This is a genomic window from Streptomyces sp. NBC_00341, from assembly GCF_041435055.1.
Lineage (GTDB): Bacteria > Actinomycetota > Actinomycetes > Streptomycetales > Streptomycetaceae > Streptomyces.
This window is the reverse complement of the sequence record NZ_CP108002.1, coordinates 6304509-6329133: the sequence shown is the minus strand read 5'-3', so window position 1 is coordinate 6329133 and position 24625 is coordinate 6304509. Positions and strand designations below refer to the sequence as shown.

At 71.7% G+C, this 24625-nt stretch carries 17 protein-coding genes; 6 read left to right on the top strand and 11 right to left on the bottom strand.

The window, feature by feature from the left end:
- Positions 1-11 precede the first annotated feature (11 nt).
- Entirely contained in the window at positions 12-446 is a 435-nt protein-coding gene (locus OG892_RS28605; protein ID WP_073738610.1) for a cold-shock protein, read from the bottom strand.
- Positions 447-724: 278 nt separating this feature from the next.
- Between OG892_RS28605 and OG892_RS28600 the strand changes: the two genes are divergently transcribed.
- A complete protein-coding gene (locus OG892_RS28600) occupies positions 725-1573 on the top strand; it encodes a metallophosphoesterase (protein ID WP_073738609.1) in 849 nt (282 codons plus the stop codon).
- A 90-nt stretch (positions 1574-1663) separates the two neighbouring features.
- On the opposite strand, the gene OG892_RS28595 is transcribed toward OG892_RS28600, so the two are convergent.
- Both OG892_RS28595 and OG892_RS28590 read right to left on the bottom strand, forming a co-directional pair.
- Positions 1664-2920: an Ig-like domain-containing protein gene (locus OG892_RS28595; protein ID WP_073738608.1), complete on the bottom strand. Its 1257-nt coding sequence runs from the start codon at positions 2918-2920 to the stop codon at positions 1664-1666.
- 258 nt (positions 2921-3178) lie between these two features.
- Complete coding sequence (locus OG892_RS28590) at positions 3179-4420, bottom strand: Ig-like domain-containing protein (protein ID WP_073738607.1); 1242 nt, start codon at positions 4418-4420, stop codon at positions 3179-3181.
- A 153-nt stretch (positions 4421-4573) separates the two neighbouring features.
- Between OG892_RS28590 and glgX the strand changes: the two genes are divergently transcribed.
- Positions 4574-6817, top strand: coding sequence for a glycogen debranching protein GlgX (gene glgX, locus OG892_RS28585; protein WP_073738606.1), 2244 nt, complete (start codon positions 4574-4576; stop codon positions 6815-6817).
- 9 nt (positions 6818-6826) lie between these two features.
- Here glgX and OG892_RS28580 read toward each other — a convergent pair whose 3' ends face one another.
- From OG892_RS28580 to OG892_RS28560, 5 genes are all read right to left on the bottom strand, one after another.
- Positions 6827-7477: a response regulator transcription factor gene (locus OG892_RS28580; protein WP_073738605.1), complete on the bottom strand. Its 651-nt coding sequence runs from the start codon at positions 7475-7477 to the stop codon at positions 6827-6829.
- Positions 7478-7516: 39 nt separating this feature from the next.
- Positions 7517-8791: a sensor histidine kinase gene (locus OG892_RS28575; protein WP_371630644.1), complete on the bottom strand. Its 1275-nt coding sequence runs from the start codon at positions 8789-8791 to the stop codon at positions 7517-7519.
- A gap of 21 nt (positions 8792-8812) precedes the next feature.
- Entirely contained in the window at positions 8813-9601 is a 789-nt protein-coding gene (locus OG892_RS28570; protein WP_371630643.1) for an ABC transporter permease, read from the bottom strand.
- Between the two features lies 1 nt (position 9602).
- On the bottom strand, positions 9603-10541 hold the full coding sequence (locus OG892_RS28565; RefSeq protein ID WP_371630642.1) for an ABC transporter ATP-binding protein: 939 nt from the start codon (positions 10539-10541) through the stop codon (positions 9603-9605).
- 103 nt (positions 10542-10644) lie between these two features.
- The gene (locus OG892_RS28560) at positions 10645-11529 is read right to left on the bottom strand and encodes a hypothetical protein (RefSeq protein WP_073738601.1); all 885 of its coding nucleotides are present in this window, start codon (positions 11527-11529) and stop codon (positions 10645-10647) included.
- Positions 11530-11694: 165 nt separating this feature from the next.
- On the opposite strand from OG892_RS28560, the gene OG892_RS28555 reads away from it, so the two are divergent.
- Both OG892_RS28555 and OG892_RS28550 read left to right on the top strand, forming a co-directional pair.
- On the top strand, positions 11695-13575 hold the full coding sequence (locus OG892_RS28555; protein ID WP_371630641.1) for an ABC transporter ATP-binding protein: 1881 nt from the start codon (positions 11695-11697) through the stop codon (positions 13573-13575).
- Positions 13572-15431 (top strand): ABC transporter ATP-binding protein, encoded by a 1860-nt coding sequence (locus tag OG892_RS28550; protein WP_371630640.1) that lies wholly within the window; start codon positions 13572-13574, stop codon positions 15429-15431. Before OG892_RS28555 ends, OG892_RS28550 begins: the two co-directional genes overlap by 4 nt.
- 59 nt (positions 15432-15490) lie before the next feature.
- On the opposite strand, the gene OG892_RS28545 is transcribed toward OG892_RS28550, so the two are convergent.
- On the bottom strand, positions 15491-17098 hold the full coding sequence (locus OG892_RS28545; protein ID WP_371630639.1) for an MFS transporter: 1608 nt from the start codon (positions 17096-17098) through the stop codon (positions 15491-15493).
- Between the two features lie 138 nt (positions 17099-17236).
- Here OG892_RS28545 and OG892_RS28540 point away from each other — a divergent pair, with 138 nt between their 5' ends.
- Complete coding sequence (locus OG892_RS28540) at positions 17237-18145, top strand: TetR/AcrR family transcriptional regulator C-terminal domain-containing protein (protein WP_073738598.1); 909 nt, start codon at positions 17237-17239, stop codon at positions 18143-18145.
- Between the two features lie 163 nt (positions 18146-18308).
- Positions 18309-20354, top strand: a complete 2046-nt coding sequence (locus tag OG892_RS28535; RefSeq protein ID WP_371630638.1) for a M4 family metallopeptidase — start codon at positions 18309-18311, stop codon at positions 20352-20354.
- Positions 20355-20435: 81 nt separating this feature from the next.
- Here OG892_RS28535 and OG892_RS28530 read toward each other — a convergent pair whose 3' ends face one another.
- Positions 20436-21653: an alginate lyase family protein gene (locus tag OG892_RS28530; RefSeq protein ID WP_073738596.1), complete on the bottom strand. Its 1218-nt coding sequence runs from the start codon at positions 21651-21653 to the stop codon at positions 20436-20438.
- Positions 21654-21879: 226 nt separating this feature from the next.
- Positions 21880-24483: an alpha-glucan family phosphorylase gene (glgP, locus tag OG892_RS28525; RefSeq protein WP_371630637.1), complete on the bottom strand. Its 2604-nt coding sequence runs from the start codon at positions 24481-24483 to the stop codon at positions 21880-21882.
- Positions 24484-24625: the final 142 nt, after the last annotated feature.

The following is a 24625-nucleotide window of genomic DNA, read 5'->3' as shown; positions in this document are numbered from 1 at the left end:
CCGGGCGGCTCTCAGCCCTCGACCCAGCCGTGCTGCTTGGCGAACTGCAGCAGCCCCTGGCGTGCCTGGAGGATGTGCGCGGCGGTGAGACCGGGCGCCGCCTCCAGGAGCACCTCCGTCACCTCCCGGACGTACTCCTGCGAGTTGAGCACGTCGCACAGCACGTCGTCGCCGTCCGCGACCTGCCTGGCCGGGGACTCGGAGCGCCCCTGGAACCCGGAACCCGGGGCCGCGTTGCCGCTGCCGGGGGCGAGCTGCACCGCGGAAGCCTTCAGCCCCCGGTCGCCCTGCTCGATCTCGAACCCGACCATCAGACCGGGCCTGAGGGAGGCCTCGGGGATGCGCAGGTCGTTCACATGCAGGAAGACGTCCTCGCCCCCGTGATCGGGAGCGATGAACCCGTAACCCTTGACGCCGTCGAACCGCACCACACGACCGGTGACCATCAGAACCAACCTCTCAACGAAACCCCGGACCCGTGCCCGGGGTACCCCTGCCGCAGCAGCCGGGCCCGGACCTCGTACACCACTCCGGACCCGCCCTGCGACTTCCTGCGCACCACTGTGCCAGGAGTCGTGGCCCGGCAGCCAGCGCTCCCGACGGTTCACGGGCGTCACCGCCGAACGCCGTACCCGCGCGGACCCCCCGGTATACGATTCCGGGATTCCGGTCTCCACAATGAAGCCGCACATCACGTCAGCACGGACGGGAAGGAGTGGCCTCGGTGTCCCACGGAAAGCTGCTCGCGCTCAGCGACCAGCACATCGCCCATCCGGAGAACCGGCGCATCACCGAATCGCTCCGGCCGGAGTCCGACGACGACTGGCTGCTCGTCGCAGGTGACGTCGGCGAGAAGTTCGAGGACATCGCCTGGGCGCTGGAACTGCTCGCGAATCGTTTCAGCAAGGTCATCTGGACCCCCGGGAACCACGAGTTGTGGACCCACCCCTCCGACCCCGTCACCCTGCGCGGCGTCGCCCGCTACCAGGCCCTGGTCGATGTGTGCCGGAGCCTCGGGGTGCTGACCCCGGAGGACCCGTACCCGGTCTGGCACGGCGGCGAGGAACCCGTCACGGTCGCCCCGCTGTTCGTCCTGTACGACTACTCCTTCTTCGCGCCCGGGACCAGTACCAAGGACGAATCCCTGCGGGTGGCCCACGATTCGGGGGTGGTGTGCACCGACGAGTTCCTGCTCCATCCCGACCCGTACCCGTCGCGTGACGCCTGGTGCCGGGCCCGGGTCGCCCTCACCGAGGAGCGGCTCGCGGCCGTCGACCCCCGGTACGGCACGGTGCTGGTCAACCACTATCCGCTGGTGCGGGACCCCACGCTGGTGCTGCGCCACCCCGAGTTCGCCCAGTGGTGCGGCACGGCGCTGACCGCCGACTGGCACCTTCGCTTCCGGGCGGTCGCCGCCGTGTACGGCCACCTCCACATCCCCCGGGTGACCTGGCACGACGGGGTCCGCTTCGAGGAGGTGTCGATCGGCTACCCGCGGGAGTGGCGTCCCCGGCCGGCCCGCACCCCGCTGCGCCAGATCCTGCCCCAGCCCGCGTCGCCGCGGGCGGAGTGACCCGGGCAGCCGCACGTATGACGCCGGCCTCCGGACCACAGTGTGGTCCGGAGGCCGGCGTCATACGGGTCCGTAGTCAGTGCCGCGGAGCTACTTGGTCCACTGCGCCCAGTCCATGTTCCAGCCGTTGAGGCCGTTGTCCGGGGCGATCGTCTTGTCGTGGGACTTCGTCACGACCACGACGTCACCGATGAGCGAGTGGTCGAAGAACCACGCCGCCGGGGTGCCCGAGTCGCCGCCGCCGCGCGCGTCCAGCATGCCGACGCAGCCGTGGCTGGTGTTGGAGTTGCCGAAGACCCCGGAACCACCCCAGTAGTTGCCGTGGATGAAGGTGCCCGAGGTGGACAGGCGCATCGCGTGCGGCACGTCCTTGATGTCGTACTCGCCGCCGAAGCCGACGGTGTCGCCGTTCATCCGGGTCACCCGGAGCTTCTCGCTGATGACCATCTTGCCGTTGTAGGTGGTGGTGGCCGGGGCGCCGGCGGAGATCGCGATGTCCTTGATCTGCTTGCCGTCGCGGACGACCTTCATCCGGTGGGTGTTCGCGTCCACGGTGCTGACCTGCCGGCGGCCGACGGTGAACGACACCGTCTTGACCTGCTTGCCGTAGACCCCCGGGCGCCCCTCGACGCCGTCGAGGTTGAGCTTCACGCTCACCTTGGTACCGGCCGCCCAGTAGTCCTGCGGCCGGAAGTCCAGACGGTCGTTGCCGAACCAGTGGCCCGCGATCTCGACGGCCGGATCCGCCGTCACCTTGATGGCCTTCTCGACGGCCTCCGGGTCGGTGATGCCGCGGGTGAAGTGGATCGAGACCGGCATGCCGACACCGACCGTGGAACCGTTCTCCGGGGTGTACTGCCCGATGAAGGTGTTCTTCGGGACCAGCGTGGTGAAGGCGGTGTCCTTGGCGGACTCACGGCCCTTCTCGTCCTTGGCCACGGCGTGGACCTTGTACTTCGTCGCCGAGGCCAGGTGCTGGTCCGGCTCCCAGCTCGTGCCGTCCGCCGCGATCTTCCCCTCGACCTCGGCCCCCTTGGGGTCGGAGACCCTGACCGTGGAGAGCTTCCCCTGCTCGGCCGAGATCTTCAGCGCCCCGCTGGTGGCGACGGAGTCGGCACCATCCTGCGGGGCGACCTTCACCACGGCCTGGGAGGCGGTGGTGTCACCGCCCTTCGCCCCGCCCTTGCCGGCGCCGCCCTTGCTCGCGTCCCCGCCGTCCTCGCCGCCGCATGCCGTCACCAGCAGCAGCAACGCGCCCAGCACCAGGGCCAGCAGTCCGGTGGACCCACGTCCGCGCCGCCCGCTGTCCGCCCCGACCGATGTCCCCGATATCGGCTGCCCGTTCAATGTGGTCGTCTCCCCTCGCACGGCCTGGCCCCGCCAAGGCCGGCCCTGGGAGCTCGCAGGCTCCCGCCCCCGCGCGCTGCATATGCGCGCTCAGCGAAAGATAATCACACCGGCTGCGGACAGATCTCCCCCGGAATGTCACCGTTCCGTCCCAACTGATTCAGGACTTGCCCTGGTCGGGGGCGCCGCCCGCGCGAGGGGCTGTACAAAGCGGCGGCCCGGCCCGTCCCGGAGGGCTCCGGGACGGGCCGGTGAGCCTCAGTGAACGGCGGAACCAGCCTTCCACTGGGTCCAGTTGAGATTCCAGCCGCTCAGCCCGTTGTCCGGGGCCACCCGCTTGTCCTTGGAGTTGACGACCTCGACGACATCGCCGATGAGGGTCCGGTCGAAGAACCAGCCGGCCGGGGTGGACCCGCTGCCGCCCTGCTCGTCACGGAGCCCGATGCAGCCGTGGCTGACGTTGGTCGAGCCGAAGATGTCGTCGTCGGACCAGTAGTTGCCGTGCAGGAAGGTGCCGGACTCGGTGAGCCGGATCGCGTGCGGTACGTCCTTGATGTCGTACTCGCCGCCGAAGCCGACGGTCCGCCCGTCCATCCGGGTCACCTCGTGCATCTCGCTGACCACCATCTTGCCGTTGTACGTGGTCGTCGTCGGGGAGCCCGCCGTGATCGGGACCGTGGAGACGAGCTGCCCGTCCCGGCGCACCTGCATGGTGTGCGCGGCCGAGTCCACCCGGGACATCTGCTCCCGGCCCACGGTGAAGCGGACGGTCTTGCGCTGGCTGCCGTACACCCGCGGCGCCCCCTCCACATCGCGCAGCCCCACCTCGACGGTGACCTCGGTGCCCGGCTCCCAGTACGCGGCCGGGCGGAAGTCCAGCCGGTCGGCGCCGAACCAGTGCCCGGCCACCTCGACCGGCGGATCGCTGGTCACCCGGATGGCCCGCTGCACCGCCGCCTTGCGGGTGATCGCGCGGTTGAACTCGAAGGAGACGATCATGCCGGTGCCGACCGTGGACCGGTTCTCCGGCTTGAAGTAGCCGATGAAGCGGTGCTCGGGCACCACCGTGGTGAAGGTGGTGTGGCGGGCCGAGCGGTGCCCCGCGCCGTCCACGGCCACCGCGTCGACGCTGTACTTGGCGGCGAGCCCGAGCCGGCCCGCCGCGCCCTGCGGCGTCTGCGGCGTCCACGAAAGGCCGTCCTTCGCGATCAGGCCCCTCACCTCCTGCTGCTGGGCGTCCTCGATCCGGGTCACCTTGACGCTCTCCAGCCGCCCGTCCGGGACCTTCACCTCGACCTCGGCGTCCGCCTTCACGTCCTCGGCCCGGTCCTGCGGGGTGATCCGGATGGCCTCCTGCGGCGACCGGGACTTCCCGCCGATGATCGAACCGGCGCCCGAACAGCCGGTCAGAACAACCAGTACGGCCAGTACGACGAGCAGCCCCGACCGTCTCAGTACGGTGGGCCGGCTCGCGCCTGCCTTCTTCGCTACGTGGTTCACGTCCCCCCAACGACGGGGCCGCCGGTGGGAAACGTGAGTGCGGGGCCACTCGTGGGCAGAACAGAGGGGACGACCACACTCGGGGAGCCGCGGCCGGGACGCCGCGCGCTCCCTTTCGGTGCCGGTCCCCCAAGAGCCGCGGGAGGCGAACAGGTGTCGAGCGCAGCCGAGCAGGAGGCAGTACCGAAGACGTGGCCGAGGCCGGCGGGCCGGGCGGTGGAGCGGCCCGCCGCCGGCCCCGGACAGCGGGCTCCCGCCGTGTGGCCCGGTACGCCGATGCCGCTCGGAGCCCGCTTCCGGGTGGGGCCCGACGGGGTGGCGGGCACCAACTTCGCGCTCTGGGCGGGCGGGGCGGAGGCCGTGGAGCTGTGCCTCTTCGAGGAGGACGGCACCGAGACCCGGCTGCCGCTGACCGAGCTGACCCACGAGATCTGGCACGGCTTCGTACCCGGTGTGCGGGCCGGTCAGCGCTACGGCTACCGGGTGCACGGCCGCTGGGACCCGTGGACGGGCGCCCGCTGGAACGCGGCCAAGCTGCTCCTCGATCCGTACGCACGTGCCGTGGACGGCGATTTCACCCTTCCGGCCGAGGTGTACGGCCATGTGAGGGACTGGCCCGAGCAGCAGGTCGCGGACACCGTGCGCGACGAACGGGACTCCGCCCCGTACGTCCCCAAGGGGGTGGTCGTCCACGATGACGACGACTGGGCCGAGGACCGTCGGCCCAAGACGCCCTGGGCCGACTCCGTCATCTACGAACTCCACGTGCGCGGCTTCACCCAGCGCCACCCCGGCATCCCCCAGGAGCTGCGCGGCACCTACGCCGGACTCGCGCACCCCGCGGCGATCGGCCATCTGAAGCACCTCGGGGTGACGGCCGTGGAGCTGCTGCCGGTACATCAGTTCGCCCATGAGGACCATCTGCTGCGGCGCGGGCTGCACAACTACTGGGGTTACAACTCGGTCGGCTACTTCGCCCCGCACGCCGGCTACTCCGCGAGCGGCACCGCCGGGCAGCAGGTCGGCGAGTTCAAGCGGATGGTGCGCGCCCTGCACGACGCCGGGATCGAGGTGATCCTCGACGTGGTCTACAACCACACGGCGGAGGCGGGCGAGCTGGGCCCGACGCTGTCGCTGCGCGGCATCGACAACCGCGGCTACTACCGGCTCCAGTCCGACGCCCGCAGATACGCGGACTACACCGGCTGCGGCAACACCCTGCACGTGGTGCAGCCGAACGTGCTGCGGCTGATCACCGACTCGCTGCGGTACTGGGTCACCGAGATGGGCGTGGACGGATTCCGCTTCGACCTGGCGGCCGCGCTCGCCCGCTCGATGCACGACGTCGACATGCTCTCCCCGTTCCTCGCGGTGATCGCCCAGGACCCGGTGCTGCGCCGGGTGAAACTGATCGCGGAGCCGTGGGACGTGGGCAACGGCGGCTACCAGGTCGGCGCCTTCCCGCCGCTGTGGACCGAGTGGAACGACCGCTACCGCGACGCCGTACGGGACTTCTGGCGCGGCGCGCTGCCCGACGTACGCGATCTCGGCTACCGGCTGACCGGGTCGAGCGACCTGTACGCGTGGGGCGGGCGCCGCCCGTACGCCTCGGTCAACTTCGTCACCGCGCACGACGGCTTCACCCTGCGCGACCTGGTGAGCTACGAGCAGAAGCACAACGAGGCCAACGGCGAGGGCAACCGCGACGGCACCTGCGACAACCGGTCCTGGAACTGCGGCGCGGAGGGCGAGAGTGACGACCCCCAGGTCAACGCGTTGCGCCTGCGCCAGTTGCGCAACCTCCTCACCACCCTGCTGCTGTCGACCGGGGTGCCGATGCTGGTCGCGGGCGACGAGATGGGCCGCACCCAGGGCGGCAACAACAACGCCTACTGCCAGGACAACGAGGTCAGCTGGGTCGACTGGTCGCTGCTGGAGCAGCCGCGGTGGCGCGCGCTGACCGAGCTGACGGCCCGGGTGCTGGCGCTGCGCCACACCCATCCGGTGCTGCGCCGCCGCGCCTTCTTCTCCGGCCGGCCGCAGGCCCCGGACGGGCTGCGGGACCTGGCGTGGTTCACCCGGCAGGGGGCCGAGATGACGGAGCAGGACTGGTACGCACCGGCCGCGACGGTCGGGCTCTACCTCTCCGGCCGCGACATCCCGGGCCGGGACGCCCGGGGCGAGCAGGTGAGCGACGACAGCTTCCTCGCGGTGCTGCACGCCGGTGACCGCCCGGTGGACTTCCGGCTGCCGGGCCCGCCGTGGGCGCGGGACTACGAACTGGTCCTGGACACCGCGCGCGAGGACCAGTCCACCGCACCGGGCACCGTCCACCGGGGCGACTCGGCCCTCACGGTGCCCGCGAGATCGCTCCTGCTGCTGCGGGTACGGGAGTGAGCCCGGCGCTCAGCCCAGGATTCCCCGGTCGTACGCGACGGCGACGGCCGCCGCGCGGTCCTTGGCGCCCAGCTTGGCGAAGACATGGGTGAGATGGGTCTTCACCGTGGCCTCGCTGATGAACAGCACGGCGGCGATCTCCCGGTTCGACGTCCCCCTCGCGACGAGTTCGAGCACTTCGCGCTCCCGCGCGGAGAGCGTCTCGCCGCCGGACGCGGCGGGCGAGCGCACCCGTGAGATGAGCCGGGAGGCGATGGCGGGCGACAGGACGGTACGGCCGTCGGCGGCGGCGCGCACCGCGGTGAACAGCTCCTCGCGCGGGGCGTCCTTGAGCAGGTATCCGGTCGCACCGGCCTCGATCGCGGGCAGGGTGTCGGAGTCGGTGTCGTACGTGGTGAGGACCAGGACCCTGGAGCGGGCGCCGCGCCGGGTCAGTTCGGTGATCGCCGCGACCCCGCCGCCGCCGGGCATCCGGAGGTCCATCAGGACGACGTCGGGGTCGAGCCGGACGGCCATCTCGACGCCCTCGACGCCGTCGGCCGCCTCACCGAGCACCTCGAACTCCGGCGCGGACGCGAACATGCCGCGCAGCCCGTCCCGTACGACGGGGTGGTCGTCGACGACGATCAGCGTGATGACGCGCGCGGGTTCCTCAGCCATAGCGGCCCACCGTACTGTGCCCGCGGGCGGTGCGGTGGCTCAGTCGTCGCGGACCAGCGGGACCCGGGCGCAGACCGCGGTGCCGAGGCCGGGGCCCGTCTCCACCTCGACCGTGCCCGCGATGCGTTCGGCGCGGGCCCGCATGCCGCCGAGCCCGAATCCGCCGGCGCCCCGGTACGGCTCCAGCGCGCCCGGGTCGAAGCCTCGGCCGTCGTCCCGCACGTCGAGGGTTATCTCGTCGCCCATGTAGGACAGGGTGACGCCGGTCCGGGAGGCGGCGGCGTGGCGGCCCGCGTTGGCGAGGGCCTCCTCCGCGATCCGGAGCAGGGTGGCGCCGACCTCGTCGTGCAGCGGCTCCGCCGTGCCGGTGACGGTGAACTCGGCCCGCACGCCCGTCCGTTCGGACCACGTGGTGACCGTCTTCTTGAGGGCGCCGGGCAGATCGTCGTGCTCCAGCGCGGCGGGAAGCAGATTGTGCACGGAGCGGCGTGCCTCGCCCAGGCTGTGCCTGGCCAGCGCGGTGGCCCGCAGGAGGTGTTCCCCGGCCAGCTCCGGATCGGTGACCGCCGCCGACGTCACGGCCTGGAGCTGGGCGATGATTCCGGTCAGCCCCTGGGCGATGGTGTCGTGGATCTCGGCGGCGATCCGGCTCCGCTCGTCGGCCACGCCCGCCTCACGCGCCTGGACCAGGAGCTGGGCGTGCAGTCCGGCGTTCTCCGCCATGGCCTGTTCGAGCCGGGCGTTGGCCAGCTCCAGGGCGGCGATGGTCTCGTCCTGGGTACGGGACTGCTCCGCCTCCCGGCTGCCGATCTGGGCGAAGACCATGGTGAGGGTCCCGTGCAGGGCGAAGAGGATGACGAAGGCGACCCAGTTCATCAGACTGACGGGCGGCAGGCCGCTGCCGGACTGCGAGCCCGCCATGATGGCGGCGGTGGCCAGCAGCCCGGCCCTGACGCCCCTGCGCGGAAGCAGCCGGGCGGCGTCGAAGTAGCCGAGCGTCGTGAAGATGGCGAAGAACGGGTTGCACCAGGTCAGCCAGAAGGCCAGCAGCGTGCGGACGACGAAGTAGGACCGCGCCGCCCGCGACCCCGCCGCCGCCCACGTCCGTCCCCACCAGAGCTGGAGGACGAGGGCCAGCGGGACGAGGACCGAGACGGCGTACACGTCCTGGCGGGACATGATGAGGTCACCGGTGACGGCCGAGACCGCGGTGGCCAGGGCGAGCAGCCCGTACGGTCCGTAGCGGAAGAACCGCTCCCACCACTGCTCGGCCGTCGGCGCCCCGGTCACGGCTTCGCTCTCATCCGCGTACATGGCCGAAGTCTCCCCGATCCCCTACTCCCAGCGGAACGTGCGGGCCGCGACCGCCGCCGCCAGTGCGGCCCACAGGGCCATCGCACCCAGGTAGCCCCAGCTGGGCCAGTCACCGGACGCGGCCCGGTCCAGGGCCTGGGAGGCCGCACCGAACGGGGTGACCTGGACGATCCGGCGGAGCGTGTCGGGCATGGTCTGCACGGGCACCCAGACGCCCGCGGTGAACATCATCATGAAGAAGACGACCGAACCGATCGCGGCCGAGATCTTGACGGTCCGGGAGACCGCGCAGACCAGCGCGCCCAGGGCCAGCACGCAGGCGACGGCCAGCAGCAGCGCCAGCAGGTAGCCGAAGGGCTGTCCGGGCAGGGACACGTCGAAGGCGATCCGGCCGACCACTATGACCAGCAGGGCGGAGCCGAGCGCCGCGGCCCCGTGCAGGGCCATCTGCGCGCCCAGCAGGGCGGAGGGGCGCACCGGCGTGGTGGACATCCGGCGCAGGATGCCGCGCTCGCGGTAGCCGGTCAGTACGGGCGGCATCGCCTGGAGCCCGGCCATGATCATGGCGAGCAGCACCGCCACGGGGACGTACAGATCGATGACGCGGCGGCCGCCGAGCGCGGCGTCGGGGTCCCGGAAGGAAGGGATCAGTCCCAGGATCACCATCAGCACGGTCGGGAAGACGAGGATCCAGAAGAGGCTGCCGGGTTCGCGCAGGAAGAGCCGGGTCTCGGACCTGAGGACCGCGAACGAGGCGCCGGCGGGGGTGGGGCGGGGGGTGTGTGCGGGGGCGGTGTGCGAAGTAGCCATCTCAGACTCCCCGTTCCGTGAGTTCGTGGCCGGCGGCCGGGCCGGAGTGCTCGGTGAGGTCGAGGAACGCGTCGTCCAGGGTGGCTTCGGAGACGCGCAGTTGGTGCGCGGTGATACGGAGCCGGGCCAGCAGCGAGATCACCGCGTTGACGGTCTCGTCGGTGCCGTTGATGACGATCCGGCCGTTGCGGCTCTCGTACGAGGCAGCGCCGGGCAGCCGGGTCAGTTCGTCGTCGTCGAGCGGCTGCGAGGGCGTGAAGGAGATGACCGTGGAGCTGCCGGCCTTGGCGATCAGCCCGGAGGGGGTGTCGAGGGCGGCGAGCCGGCCCTTGTCGATCACGGCGATCCGGTCGCAGAGCCGCTGGGCCTCCTCCATGAAGTGGGTGACGAGCAGCACCGTGACGCCGCTGTCGCATACCTCCTCGATCAGCTCCCAGGTGTCGCGCCGGGCGCGCGGGTCGAGGCCGGTGGTCAGCTCGTCGAGGACCACGACCCGGGGACTGCCGACGAGTGCGAGCGCGATGGACAGCCGCTGCTTCTGGCCGCCGGAGAGCCGGCCGAACCGGGTGGTGAGCTTGGTGTGCAGGCCGAGGCGTTCGGCCAGTGCCCGCCAGTCCGCGGGGTCCGGGTAGAACGCGCTGTAGAGCTCGAGCGCCTCGCCCACCGTGATCTTGGGCTGGAGTTCGCTCTCCTGGAGCTGGGCCCCGAGCAGCAGCGTCACCCGGTCGTGGTCGGCGACGGGGTCGAGCCCTGCGACGCGGACCGTACCGGAGTCGGGGACCCGCAGTCCCTCGACGCATTCGACGGTGGTGGTCTTGCCGGCGCCGTTGGGGCCGAGGATCCCGAAGATCTCGCCCTCCTCGACGGTGAAGCTCACCCCGTCCACCGCGGGGCGTCCGGCGTAGGCCTTGCGCACCCCGTCCACTTCGATGATTGCCATGCCACGAGCATCCCCGCCCCCGCCCGCGCGCTCCATCCGCCATCGCGCTCGAACCGGCATCAGCCGATCGGCTGATGCCGGACTACGACCGTCGTGCGGCCCGTCAGGCGCCCGCCTCTGCGGTGGTGGCGGGCGCGGTGGCGGAACCGGCCTCCTCGCTCCCCGACAGCCGTGCCTCCAGGCGTGCCACGGCCAGCCGTTCGGCCTCCTTGCGCACCGAGGTGAGCCTCGCGTCGGCCAGCAGCATCGGCACCGTCCACAGCAGCCCCCAGGGACCGAACCCGTGGACCACACCGGTCGTCCTGAGCAGCAGACTCGTCAGCGCCGAGAGCGCGAACGACACCGCCCACGCCTCCGCGCGGTGCCGGGCGGCCCAGCGCAGCCAGCCGGTCCCCGGCCCGGAGAGCGCTTCGAGTGTGTCCGCGAGAACGGCGGCCCGCCGGTCGTCGGGCCGGGCCGCGGCGGCCGCGCGGGCCGCGGCCCGCGCCTCCCCCGGTCCCCGGCCCTTGAGGGCTCCGGCGATCTCGTCGCTCCGGGTCTCGCGCTCCCGCCGCTTCACCGCGGCCTCGGCCGCCGACATCCGCAGGTCCTGCCAGTAGCTGCGGCCGGCCCAGCGATGGGCGGCCCGCAGCTGAGCGTTCTCCGCGGAGTCGGGGGCGAGCTCTTCGAGGCGCCGGGTCAGCTCCCCGGCGCGGGCGGCCCGGCCCGGGTGGTCGAACGAGTCGCTGCGCAGGCACAGCTCGGCGTATCCGGCCAGCAGTCCGAGGTGGTCCGCGTCCAGGGCCAGACCTCTGCGGAAGGCACGTTCGGCCTCGGTGTCGTGGTCGTCGTCGTCCTCCGAGGCGTGCGCGACGGCCAGCCAGCAGTACAGATCCGCGTGCGGCCCCGCCTCGTCGAGCCCCTGGGTGGCCGTGCGCCGGACCCCGGCGAGGCCTCCCGCGAGAAAGAGCTGTTCACAGCGCTCGTCGTACACGTCGGTCGTCGTCATGTTTCCCGCCCCTGATGTTCACCGCCCGGCCGCCGCGTGACCCGCGACAGCCGCCCCTCCCCGGGGCCGACCAAATATCGGACTCGGTGTGCCGTGCGTCAAGCCGCGGCCGGGGCCGGAAATTCAGATGAGCGAGGTCAGTGGTGAACCGTAGGCTCGCGCCTGATGCCCGAACAACATGTAGAGCCCAAAGACCGGTCCACCGCACGCTCCCTGATGCGGCTGTGGCCGTACGTGAAGCCGGTGCGGGCCCGGCTCTCGTCCGCCGTCCTGATCGCGGTCGTCGCCTCGTGCCTCGGCCTGGTGATCCCGCTCGTGCTGAAGTGGATGGTCGACGGCCCGGTCGCCGGCCGGGACCCGGGCGGTGTCTGGCTCGGGGCGCTGTACCTGCTGCTGCTCGGGATCGCGGAGGCGATCCTGTTCGGCCTGCGGCGCTGGGTGGTGGCGCGTCCGCTGGCCGGCGTCGAGGCGTCGATGCGGGCGAGCCTGTACCGGCATCTGCAGCGGCTGCCGGTGGCCTTCCACGACCGGTGGCCGTCGGGCCAGCTGCTGTCGCGCGGGACCACGGACCTGATGCTGGTGCGGATGTTCCTGGCCTTTCCGCTGACCTATCTGGTGGTCAACTCCACCACCATCGTGGTCGGTTTCGTGATTCTGCTCGGTCAGGAGTGGACGCTCGGCCTGGTGCTGCTGGTCCCCGTCGTGCCGTTGATGATCGTCTGCTCGGTCTTCGAGGCGAAGTACTCGCTGGTGGCGCGCAAGGCCCAGGACCAGGTCGGAGACCTGACGACGGTGGTCGAGGAGAGCGTGCTCGGCATCCGGATCGTGAAGGGCTTCGGCCGGCACCGCAGCCAGGCGCTGGCGTTCCGCGCCCTCGCGCAGCGGCTGCGGGCCACGGAGCTGGACAAGGCGCGGCTGCTCGCGGGCATCTGGGCCCTCATCACGACGATCCCCGAACTCGCCATCGGGGCGGCGCTGGTGCTCGGCACGATCGAGGTGGCGGACGGCGGTCTCTCGGCGGGCACGCTGGTCGCCTTCCTCTCCACGGCGCTCGCGCTGCGCTGGCCGGTCGAGTCGATCGGCTTCCTGCTGGCGATGTGCCAGGAGTCGGCGTCGGCGACCGACCGGTTCTTCGAGGTGATGGACGTGGCCGAGGAGGCGGAGACCGCGACACACCGGGCGGCGGGTTCGTCCGGGGCGGAGTCCGGGGCGGAGTCCGGGGCGGGCGGCATGGTCTTCGAGGGGGTCCGGTTCCGCTACCCGGACGCGGCGCCGGACTCCGCTCCGGTGCTGGACGGGATCGATCTGCGGATCCGGCCCGGCGAGACGATAGCCCTGGTCGGGGCCACCGGCAGCGGCAAGACCACGCTCACCGCGCTGGTGCCCCGGCTGCACGACGCCACGTCGGGGCGGATCACCCTGGACGGCGAGGACATCACCGCGATGCCGCGCGAGCGGCTGCGGGAGCTGGTGTCCGTGGCGTTCGAGGAGCCGACGCTCTTCTCCGCGAGCGTCGCGGAGAACGTCCTGATGGGCGCGGAGGGCGCCGGCGAGGACGAGCTGCGCCGGGCCCTTTCGGTCGCGCAGGCCGACTTCGTCCACGATCTGCCGCACGGAACCGGCACCCAGGTCGGCGAGCAGGGGCTGAGCCTCTCCGGCGGTCAGCGCCAGCGCCTCGCGCTGGCCCGCGCCGTCGTCGGCCGGCCGCGCTTCCTGGTGCTCGACGACCCGCTCTCCGCGCTGGACGTGCACACGGAGACGCTGGTCGAGGCGGCGCTGCGCAGTGTACTGAAGGAGACCACGGCGGTAGTGGTCGCCCACCGGCCGTCCACCGTGATGCTCGCGGACCGGGTGGCGCTCCTGTCGGAGGGCCGGATCAGCGCGGTCGGCACCCATCAGGAACTGCTGCGCGGCAACGCCGAGTACGCCTGGCTGATGTCCGGCGCGGACCTCCCGGACGGCGAGGACGCGTTCTCTTCCGCCCCCGGGCCCACCACCGACACCCTGGGCGTGTACGCCCCTGCCGAGGAGGGCAGCAGCCGATGACCAGCACCACGACGGGGCGGCCCACGGAAGACGACGACGAGAAGGCCGCGCCGGCCCCGGCCCCCAGGGACTCCTTCGACCGCGACGACCTGCCCACTCCCCGTGGTGCGACGCGCGAACTGCTCCTGTCGCTGCTGCGCCCGCACCGCGCCCGGATCGTGGTGGCCGCGCTGTTCCTGCTGGTCCAGCAGATCGCGGTGCAGGCGGGTCCGCTGCTCGTCGCGTACGCCATCGACAGCGGTGTGCCCGCGTTCCGGGACGAGGACTACGGGCCGCTGATCGCCGTGGGCGCCGGCTACGCCCTCTGCGCGGCCGGCGCGGGAGCCATGCAGTACGCGTTCATCAGGGCCTCCGCCGGGATCAACCAGGACGCCCTGCTCGATCTGCGCGGCCGGATCTTCCGCCATGCCCAGGCCCTGAGCGTGGACTTCCACGAGCGGTACACCTCCGGCCGGCTGATCTCCCGTTCCACCACCGATGTGGAGTCGCTGCGGGAGCTGCTCAGCGAGGGGCTCCAGGAGCTGATCGGGGTCGTCCTCTCCTTCGTCTCCATCTCCCTGATGCTGCTCTGGCTGGATCTCGCGACGGGCGCCGTCGCCGTGCTCTCCTTCGCCCCGCTGTATCTGCTGGTGCGGCAGTACCAGCGCCGGGCCGGGGTCATCTTCGCCGCCCGGTCCACGGCGATCGCCGCGGTCATCGTGAAGTTCGCGGAGACGATGAACGGCATCCGGCCCGTCCAGGCGTTCCGCCGGGAGCCGGCCAACGACGCGGTGTTCCAGGAGCTGAACCACGAGCACCGCCGCACCAACGGCGCCGCGATGATCGAGAACGCGCGGTACGTCGTCGGGTCCCGGCTGATCGCCAACACCGCGGTGGCCGCCATCGTGCTGTGGGGCGCCTACCGCGTCGCCTCCGGCACCCTGGCCCTCGGGGTGCTGGCGGCGGTCGTGCTGTACCTGCGGCGGCTGTACGACCCGATCGACCGGCTCAGCATGTTCCTGAACTCCTACCAGTCGGCGGCGGCCTCACTCGCGAAGATCGCCGGGCTGCTGGCCCAGACCCCGACGGTACCGGAGGCCCCGGAACCCCGTGAGCTGCCGCCGCTCAAGGGCGAACTGCCGGGCCGCGAGGTGGTCTTCGACGCGGTGAGCTTCGCCTACCGCACGGGCGGTGAGGTGCTCCCCCGCTTCGATCTGACCGTTCCGGCCGGCCAGACGCTGGCCGTGGTCGGTTCGACGGGCGCCGGCAAGTCGACGCTCGCCAAGCTGCTGGCCCGCTTCTACGACCCGACCGAGGGCCGGGTGCTGCTGGACGGGACCGACCTGCGGGATCTCGCCGTGCCCGAACTGCGGCGCGGGGTGGTGATGGTGACCCAGGAGGCGTTCCTCTTCTCGGGGACCGTCGCCGAGAACATCGCGATCGGCAGCCCGGACGCGACCCGCGAGGAGATCGAGCGGGCCGCGAAGGCGATCGGCGCCCACGAGTTCATCAGCGGCCTGCCCGACGGCTACGACACCGACGTACGCAAGAGGGGCGGCCGGATCTCGGCCGGCCAGCGCCAACTGGTCGCCTTCGCCCGCGCCCTGCTGGCGAACCCGGCGGTGCTGATCCTCGACGAGGCGACCAGCTCCCTCGACATCCCGGGCGAGCGGGCGGTGCAGCGGGCGATGGACACCGTGCTGCACGGCCGCACCGCGGTGGTGATCGCCCACCGGCTGTCGACCGTGGAGATCGCGGACCGGGTCCTGGTGATGGAGCACGGCCGCGTCGTGGAGGACGGCGCCCCGGCCGAACTCATCGGCGGCACGGGCCGGTTCGCGGGGCTGCACCGGGTGTGGCGGGAGAGCCTGGTGTGAGCCGTTGTCCCGGGACCTGTCGGGGTCGTGGACCGCAACGTGGAGATCCGCCGCCACCCTCATGCGGAGGCAGGTCGATGACCCGCGCCGCGCTCCGCCGCCTCCCCCACCGGAGCCGGCTCGCCCCGCTGGGCAGCGGCGCTGTCCTCCGCATCCGCCTGCCCCTCCTCCCCCGCCCGTCGCAGCAGCACCACCGAGACCAGCGCGGCCAGCACCATCGCCGCGGCCGCGCCCGCCGCCGCCATGTTCAGGCCGTGGGTGAAGGCCTTGGACGCGGCGGAGAGCAGGGCGTCCTGGCCGCGCGCCGGGAGCTCCCGGGCCACGGCCACCGCGCCGCCCAGGGTCTCCCGGGCCGCGTCGGGGGCGCCCGGTGCGGCGTCGGTCATGTCGCGTCCGTAGACCACCGCGCCGAGCGAGCCGAGCAGGGCCATGCCCAGGGCGCCGCCGAGTTCCTGGCCGGATTCGAGGACCGCGGCCGCGGAGCCCGCGCGCTCGGGCGGGGCGGCGCCCAGGGCGAGTTCGTTGGCCAGGGTCATCGCCGCGACCAGGCCGCCCGCGTAGACGGCCGAGGCCGCCAGCGTCACCCAGAGCGGGGAACCGGTCCTGGTTCCGGTGAGCCAGAGGAAGCCCGCCGCCGAGACGAGGAACCCGCCGCCCATGACGTAGCCGCGGTCCAGGCGCTTGGCGAGCGCGCCCGCGGCGGGTGCGGCGACGATGACGCCGACGGACGGCACCAGGCTCCACATCGCGGCCTCGAACGGGCTCTTGCCGAGTACCGACTGCACGTACTGGGAGAAGAAGGCGGCGAAGCCGATCGTGGCGCCCATCGCCAGCAGGTTGACCAGGACCGAGCCTCCGTAGGCGCGGCGGCGCAGGAGTGCCAGGTCGACCATCGGGTGGGCGAGCCGGCTCTGCCGGTGGACGAAGACCAGGCCGAGGACGAGGCCGACGGCGATGCCGAGGGCGGGCAGCGGCCGGTAGCCGTGCTTGGCGAGCTCCTTGATGCCGTGGATCACCGGCAGCAGCGCCGCGAGGGAGAGCACCGCGCTCAGGACGTCGAACCGCGCCTTCACCGGGCTCCGGGACTCCGGGAGCAGGACGGGCGCGAGCAGCAGCAGGAGCGCCATCGCGGGCAGGTTGATCAGGAAGACCGCGCCCCACCAGAAGTGTTCGAGGAGGATTCCGCTGACGACCGGGCCGAGCGAGATCCCGGTGGCCATCACCGTCGTCCACAGCGCGACGGCCCGGGACCGCTGGCCGCGGTCGTGGAACAGGTTGCGGACGAGCCCGAGCGTGGACGGCATCAGGCAGGCACCGCCCACCCCGAGCAGCGCGCGGGCCGCGATCAGGGCCTCCGGGGAGCGCGCGAGGGCGGCGGCGAGGGACGCGGCGGCGAACACGACCGTGCCGGCCATCAGCACCTTCCGGCGGCCGATCCGGTCACCGAGCGCGCCCATGGTGATGAGTAGCCCGGCCAGCACGAAGCCGTACATGTCCAGGATCCACAGCTGCTGGGTGGAGCCCGGCTCCAGGTCGGCGCCGATGGCGGGCAGGGCGTAGAAGAGGATGGAGACGTCCATCGAGACGAAGAGCAGCGGCAGCATCAGTACGCCGAGCGCGGTCCATTCACGGCGGCCCGCGAGGGCGGCAGGCGGTGAGGAAGTCATGCCGGGAGCACAGCAGCGGGCCCGCGTACACCACAAACAGCGCCGTAGTACATGACCCCTGTCCGGGAGGGGAGTTGAGCAGTTCTGGCAGGTCGAAGGGGTGTACGTCGTCCGGGGTGCACTAGTACAGTCCGCTCCGTGCCGACCGAACCGCCCTACCTCAGGATCGCCGCCGAGCTGCGCCGGCGGATCGTCTCGCGTGAGCTCGCCCCGGGCGAGCGGCTCCCCTCCACCCGTGCCGTCGTCCGGGAGTGGGGGGTCGCCATGGCGACGGCCACGAAGGCGCTGTCCGTGCTGCGCGCGGAGGGTCTGGTGCGGGCCGTGCCGGGGGTCGGCACCGTGGTCGCGGAGCGCGGACCGAGGCTCGCCGCCGGGGAGGGCCCGGCGCTGAACCGCGAGCGGATCGTGCGCACCGCCGTCGGACTGGCCGACGCCGAGGGCCTGCCGTCGGTGTCGATGCGCCGGGTCGCGACGGTGCTGGGTACGTCCACGATGGCGCTGTACCGCCATGTTCCGGGCAAGGCCGAGCTGGTGCGGCTGATGTCGGAGGCGGTCTTCGGTGAGCGTCCGCTCGGTCCCGTACCGCAGCACTGGCGGACCGGGCTGGAACTCGCCTCCCGCTGGCTGCGCGCGGTGTACGGGCGGCATCCGTGGATGGTCCAGGCGATGGCGTCCTTCACCCGGCCCACCGCCTCCCCGCACGCGATGGGTTACACGGAGTGGGTGCTGCGGGCCCTCAGGGGTACCGGGCTCCCCCCGCACGCCATGCTCCACACCCACCTCACCCTGTTCGCGTACGTGCAGGGGGTGGCGCTGGCGGCCGACATGGAGGCGCAGGCGCTCCAGGACACCGGGCTGTCGGAAGAGGAGTGGATGACGCGGAACGAGCCACAGTTCGAGGCCGTCTCGACAGGTGGTCACTTCCCGGTTCTTCACAGTCTTTTCGAACACGACGACTTCGAGCTGGACCTCGACGTCCTCTTCGAATTCGGGCTCCACAGGACCCTGGACGGCATCGCGGTGATGATCGGCGAAACGTCCGCTTAACGAACATGACCATTAGCGCAACGGACGAATTCCGGCCATCTTGTTGACGCGGTCCTGACAGCAACACCCTTCTGCTGACACTGTTCACCCCGTTCTGCGCACTGCCTGCTCTGCCCGGACGGCTCACTCAGCCGCCGGTACCCCCCTTGCAGAAGGAGTCCGCGTGAGATCCACGCCCAGCCGTCGTACCACCGCGACCGGCGCTCTGATAGCCGCAGCAGCTCTCCTGGCCGCCGGAGTCCAGACCGGCACAGCCACCGCAACACCGGCCGGCGACACCAGCGCCGCCGCCATCACCGCCGCGGCATCCGCGGGCGCCGACCACGGTGCGCTGCCCAAGCAGCTCTCCCCCTCCCAGCGCGCGGAGCTGATCCGCGAGGCGAACACGAGCAAGGCGGCCACCGCCAAGGACCTCGGTCTCGGCTCGCAGGAGAAGCTCGTCGTCCGGGACGTCATCCAGGACAACGACGGCACCACGCACACCCGTTACGAGCGCACCTTCGGCGGGCTCCCGGTGCTCGGCGGCGATCTGATCGTCGAGGCGTCGAAGGCGGGCGCGACCCAGAGCGTCACCAAGGCGTCCAAGGCGACCACCGCCCAGCTGAAGGCCGTGGGCACGACCGCGAAGGTCGCCCCCGCGGCGGCCGAGAAGCAGGCGCTCGGCGCCGCGAAGGCCGACGGCTCCGCCAAGACCGCTGCCGAGAAGGCGCCCCGCAAGGTCGTCTGGATGGCGAGCGGCACACCGCAGCTCGCCTACGAGACCGTGGTCGGCGGGCTCCAGGACGACGGCACCCCCAACGCGCTGCACGTCGTCACGGACGCGACCACCGGCGCGAAGCTCTACGAGTGGCAGGCCATCGAGAAGGGCACCGGCAACACCGAGTACAGCGGGCAGGTCACCCTCAACACCTCGGGGACCTACAACCTGACCGACACCACCCGTGGCAACCACAAGACGTACAACCTGAACCACGGTTCCTCCGGCACGGGCACCCTCTTCTCCGGCTCGGACGACATCTGGGGTGACGGCACCCCCCAGAACGCCGAGACCGCCGCGGCCGACGCGCACTACGGTGCGGCCGAGACGTGGGACTACTACAAGAACGTCCACGGCCGGACGGGCATCCGGGGTGACGGCGTCGGTGCGTACTCCCGCGTCCACTACGGCAACAGCTACGTCAACGCCTTCTGGGACGACAGCTGCTTCTGCATGACATACGGCGACGGCAGCGGGAACGCCTCGCCGCTGACCGCGCTGGACGTGGCCGCGCACGAGATGACGCACGGCGTCACCTCGAACACGGCGGGCCTGAACTACAGCGGTGAGTCCGGCGGCCTCAACGAGGCGACCAGCGACATCTTCGCCACCGCCGTGGAGTTCTACTCCAACACCAGCGCCGACCCGGGCGACTACCTCATCGGCGAGAAGATCGACATCAACGGCGACGGCACCCCGCTGCGCTACCAGGACAAGCCGAGCAGGGACGGGCTGTCCAAGGACGCCTGGTACTCGGGCATCGGCAACGTCGACGTCCACTACTCGTCGGGCCCGGCCAACCACTTCTTCTACCTGCTCTCGGAGGGCAGCGGCGCCAAGACCATCAACGGCGTCTCGTACGACTCCCCGACCTCCGACGGACTGCCGGTGACCGGCATCGGCCGCGCCAAGGCCGAGCTGATCTGGTTCAAGGCGCTCACCACCAAGTTCAGCTCCACCACGAACTACGCGGGTGCCCGTACCGGCACGCTCGCCGCGGCCGGTGAGCTGTACGGCACGACCAGCGCCGAGTACAAGGCCGTGGCCGACGCCTGGGCCGGCATCAACGTGGGCTCGCGTCCCGGCGGCGGCACCGACCCCGGCGGCACGGTCTTCGAGAACACCACCGTCACGGCCATCCCGGACCACGGTTCGGCCGTCACCAGCTCGGTCAACGTCACCGGCCGCACCGGCAACGCCCCGAGCACCCTCAAGGTCGGCGTGGACATCACCCACACCTACCGCGGTGACCTGGTCATCGACCTGGTCGCCCCGGACGGCTCGGCCTACCGGCTGAAGAACTCCTCCTCCAGCGACTCGGCGGACAACGTCAAGACCACGTACACGGTCAACGCCTCCTCCGAGGCGGCGAACGGTACCTGGAAGCTGAAGGTCCAGGACGTCTACTCGGGCGACACCGGAAAGATCAACAGCTTCAAGCTCACTTTCTGAAACCGGCAGCACCGCATGTCTCGTAGCTGACGCGGCATCCCGCCCGGGAGGAGAACTCACTCCTCCCGGGCGGTCGTTCTTTCAGCTCGGGTTGTCCGCGTGGGTCAGCGTCTCCCAGGCGACGAACAGGTTGTCGGTCCCGGCGGGCCTGCGCTGCTCGGTGAGCGTCTGGGTGTTGGTCATCGCGATGCCCATGCGGTTGTGCAGCGCGTTGAACCCGACCTCGGTGACCGGGCCGAGGTTGTCCTTGAGCGATCCGCCGCAGAGCGAGGACGGAACGGCCTCCCCCAGCTGGTACTTGGCGTGCAGCCCCAGCGCGTGGCGCAGCCGGTCCGCGATCTCCGGGTAGAGGTCCTGTCCCTGGATGCGGCTGGTCTCCGCGATGTGCGAGATGGCGGAGAGGCCGTAGCCGGTGTGGGTGAGGTCGCGGCAGGTCTCCTGGGAGAGCCCGTCCATGAATGTCGACTGGCCCTGCCAGTAGTTGATGATCTTGTCGCGGGTGTCGAGCCCGCTACCGGGCGCGGTCTTGGGCAGCGCCCCGTCCGAGGTCAGGTAGATGTACGCGGGAACCCGTCCGCGGAACTTGGTGACCGCCTTGTCGTACGAGGTGCGGTCCTCCAGGAAGACCGAGATGCCGATCGCGGCCTCGGTCATGCTCAGTTCCCAGTTCCCGTTGCTGTTGGACCCGTTGATGACCTTGGGCAGGTAGACGTCGCGCAGCATGGTGGCGAACCGGCCCGCGTTGGGCCAGCTGCTGTACGTGTACTTGATGATCTCGGCGGCCCTCGGCCAGGAGGAGCCGGCCCAGCCGGTCTGGAGCGGGGCGTTGCTGTTGGTGTGGTCCTTGATCACGGCCGACCAGGCGTCCATCAGCTCGACGGCCTTGGCGGCGTAGCGGCTGTCCTGGGTGATGTACCAGGCCAGCGAGAGCGTGTAGGCGGCGATCGCGTCCTCGCGCTCGTCGGTGCAGCCGTAGTTGGGGTTGGAGTACGAGCCGCACTCCACGACGGCCCGGGGCTTGGCGGTCCGGCTGAGCGAGGCGTACTTGCTCGCCATCATCTGGTCGTACGCGCCCTTCCAGGGCTGTGCGCCCGCCTGCACTTTCTCCCGCACGAAGTCCAGCTGGGGGCGGCTGACGAGGACGCCGGGGTGGGTGAAGGCGGCGGGGGCGGCGGCCAGCGCCGGGGCCGGCTCCGGGGCGGCCCGGCCGGCCGAGGCGGGGGTCATCGAGAGGCCGGTGATCAGTGCCGCGAGGGCGGTGGCGAGGCCGAGGCCGCGTCCGATGGTTCCGGTGCGCATGTGGGGGTGCCTTCCGGTGCGGGGGAGGTCCGCCAACTCGGCCCGAAACCAGTGGAGTTCACACACGTGAACTCTGAGTCGAGTTGTGAACCCTGCGATGAGTGAGGAACTTAAAGGCATCGCATGAACACGTCAAGCACCTGTGTTCAGAAGACGAAGGGCCCGGCACCGGACGGCGGAAACCGCCGTCCGGTACCGGGCCCTCGCGGGAGCGCGGGACACGACGTCAGCGCATCAGCAGCCCCGCACCCTCACCCGTGGCGCCCGTCGGCTGCGCGACCAGGCCGAGTTCGGCGCCGCCGGCCAGCAGCCGGTGGGCGGGCAGCACCCGCACCGTGTAGCCGTAGGGGCCCGTGCGGTCCAGCGCGAGCGGGCCGTCGTACAGCCAGCGCCCCTCCAGGTCCTGGCCGCCGGCCGGCTTCAGCGGGAAGATCTGGGCATCGGTGATGGCGTCGGCCGCGTCCACCCGGCCGGCCACCGCCTGCACCTCCACCTCGTCCGGCTCCAGCGCCCCGAGGGTGATCCGGACCCGCAGCGCCAGCGTCGAACCCAGCTCCGCCGAGCCGCCCGCCCCGGTGGGCGTCACCGCCTCGACGTGGTCGACCGCCACCCGGGGCCAGGCCGCCCGGACCCTGGCCTTCCACTCGGCCAGCTCCCGAGCCGCGGTGGCGTCCAGCGAGCGCTGGGCGAGAGCCGCGGGGGCGTACAGCCGCTCCACGTACTCACGGACCATGCGCCCCGCGAGGACCTTGGGGCCGAGGGTGCCCAGGGTGCGGCGGACCATCTCGATCCAGCGGTCCGGGAGCCCCTCGCCCCCGTGATCGTAGAAGCGCGGGGCGACCCGGTCCTCGATCAGCTCGTAGAGCGCGTTGGCCTCCAGGTCGTCCCGCCGGTCCTCGTCCATGGCGGAGCCGTCGGCCGTCGGGATCGCCCAGCCGAAGTCCGGCTCGAACCACTCGTCCCACCACCCGTCCAGCACCGAGAGGTTGAGGCAGCCGTTGAGCGCCGCCTTCATCCCGCTCGTACCGCACGCCTCCAGCGGGCGCAGCGGATTGTTCAGCCAGACGTCGCAGCCCGGGTAGAGCTTCTGGGCCATTCCCATCCCGTAGTCGGGCAGGAAGACGATGCGGTGGCGCACCCGGGGATCGTCCGCGAACCGGACCAGCTCCTGCACCAGCCGCTTCCCGCTGTCGTCGGCCGGATGCGCCTTGCCCGCCACGACGATCTGGATCGGCCGCTCGGGGTGGAGGAGCAGCGCCCGCAGCCGGTCGCGGTCGCGCAGCATCAGCGTCAGCCGTTTGTACGAGGGCACCCGGCGGGCGAACCCGATCGTCAGCACGTCCGGGTCGAGCACGCCGTCGATCCAGCCCAGTTCGGCCGGCTCCGCGCCCCGGGTGCGCCAGGAGGCGTGCAGCCGCTCCCGTACCTCGGTGACCAGCTGCTCGCGCAGCGTCCGCCGCACGTCCCAGAGCTGCCGGTCGGGGATCTCTGCGGCGGAGTCCCACCGGCCCGGGGTGCCGCCGGACTCGGTGCGCAGCCGGTAGATCTCGGGGGCGACCCAGGTGGGTGCGTGGACCCCGTTGGTCACGGAGGTGATCGGCACCTCCGGGGGGTCGAAGCCCGGCCAGAGCCCGGCGAACATCTCCCGGCTGACCGCGCCGTGCAGGGTGGAGACCCCGTTGGCCCGCTGGGCGAGCCGCAGGCCCATCACGGCCATGTTGAAGACGCCGGGGTCGCCGCCGTCGTACGTCTCCGTGCCCAGGTGCAGGATGCGGTCGGCCGGGACACCGGGCAGCTCTCCCTCGTCACCGAAGTGACGGGCGACCAGTTCGCGGTCGAACCGGTCGATCCCGGCCGGCACCGGGGTGTGGGTGGTGAATACGGTGCCGGCCCGTACGGACTCCACCGCGGAGTCGAAGTCCAGTCCGTCACCGGAGAGCTCCCGGATGCGCTCCAGGCCCAGGAATCCGGCGTGGCCCTCGTTGGTGTGGAACACCTCGGGCGCCGGGTGGCCGGTGAGCCGGCAGTAGCTCCGCACGGCGCGCACGCCGCCGATGCCCAGCAGTATTTCCTGGAGCAGCCGGTGCTCGCTGCCGCCGCCGTACAGCCGGTCGGTGACCTCGCGTTCGCCGGGGGCGTTGCCCTCCACGTCGGAGTCGAGCATGAGGAGCGGCACCCGGCCGACCTGGGCCTGCCAGATGTGGGCGCGCAGCGAGCGGCCGCCGGGGAGCGCGAGGACCACCTCGCTCGGTGTCCCGTCGGCTTCGCGCAGCAGGGTGAGGGGCAGCTCGTTGGGGTCGAGGACGGGGTAGTGCTCCTGCTGCCAGCCGTCCCGGGAGAGGGTCTGGCGGAAGTAGCCGTGGCGGTAGAGCAGGCCGACGCCGACCAGGGGAACGCCCAGGTCGCTGGCGGCCTTGAGGTGGTCCCCGGCGAGGATGCCGAGCCCGCCGGAGTACTGGGGCAGGGCCGCGGTGACCCCGAACTCGGGTGAGAAGTAGGCGATGGCGGCGGGCAGTCCGACGCCCTGCGCCAGCTGCTCCTGGTACCACCTGGGGCCCTGGAGGTAGTCCCGGAGGCCGGCGGACACCTCGGCCAGCCGCCGCAGGAACTCCTCGTCCCCGGCCAGCTCGGCGAGCCGGCCGGCGGAGACGGCGCCGAGCATGCGCACGGGGTCGCCGTCCGCCGCCCGGCCGGCCACCGGGTCGACGGCCTGGAAGAGCTCACGGGTCTCGGTGTGCCAGGACCAGCGCAGGTTGCGGGCGAGGTCGCTGAGCGGTTGAAGGGGGTCGGGAAGGACGGGACGCACGGTGAATCGACGAATGGCCTGCACGTGTTCCACCTTTACAGGGGACGTCCGGATCCGAGGGGACGCACCACGGTGTGCGCCGCTCCGTCACCCTCGACGTTAGCCGGGCGCGGCACTCGGCAACCACGGCGCACGGCCGTCCGGCGGCGTGCGACCCCGGGCGGGC

Coding starts and splice junctions, on each gene's coding strand:
- OG892_RS28605 (WP_073738610.1), bottom strand. CDS start 446: ATGGTCACCGGTCGTGTGGTGCGGTTCGACGGCGTCAAGGGTTACGGG.
- OG892_RS28580 (WP_073738605.1), bottom strand. CDS start 7,477: ATGGCTGAGGAACCCGCGCGCGTCATCACGCTGATCGTCGTCGACGAC.
- OG892_RS28575 (WP_371630644.1), bottom strand. CDS start 8,791: ATGTACGCGGATGAGAGCGAAGCCGTGACCGGGGCGCCGACGGCCGAG.
- OG892_RS28570 (WP_371630643.1), bottom strand. CDS start 9,601: ATGGCTACTTCGCACACCGCCCCCGCACACACCCCCCGCCCCACCCCC.
- OG892_RS28565 (WP_371630642.1), bottom strand. CDS start 10,541: ATGGCAATCATCGAAGTGGACGGGGTGCGCAAGGCCTACGCCGGACGC.
- OG892_RS28560 (WP_073738601.1), bottom strand. CDS start 11,529: ATGACGACGACCGACGTGTACGACGAGCGCTGTGAACAGCTCTTTCTC.
- OG892_RS28555 (WP_371630641.1), top strand. CDS start 11,695: ATGCCCGAACAACATGTAGAGCCCAAAGACCGGTCCACCGCACGCTCC.
- OG892_RS28550 (WP_371630640.1), top strand. CDS start 13,572: ATGACCAGCACCACGACGGGGCGGCCCACGGAAGACGACGACGAGAAG.
- OG892_RS28545 (WP_371630639.1), bottom strand. CDS start 17,098: ATGACTTCCTCACCGCCTGCCGCCCTCGCGGGCCGCCGTGAATGGACC.
- OG892_RS28530 (WP_073738596.1), bottom strand. CDS start 21,653: ATGCGCACCGGAACCATCGGACGCGGCCTCGGCCTCGCCACCGCCCTC.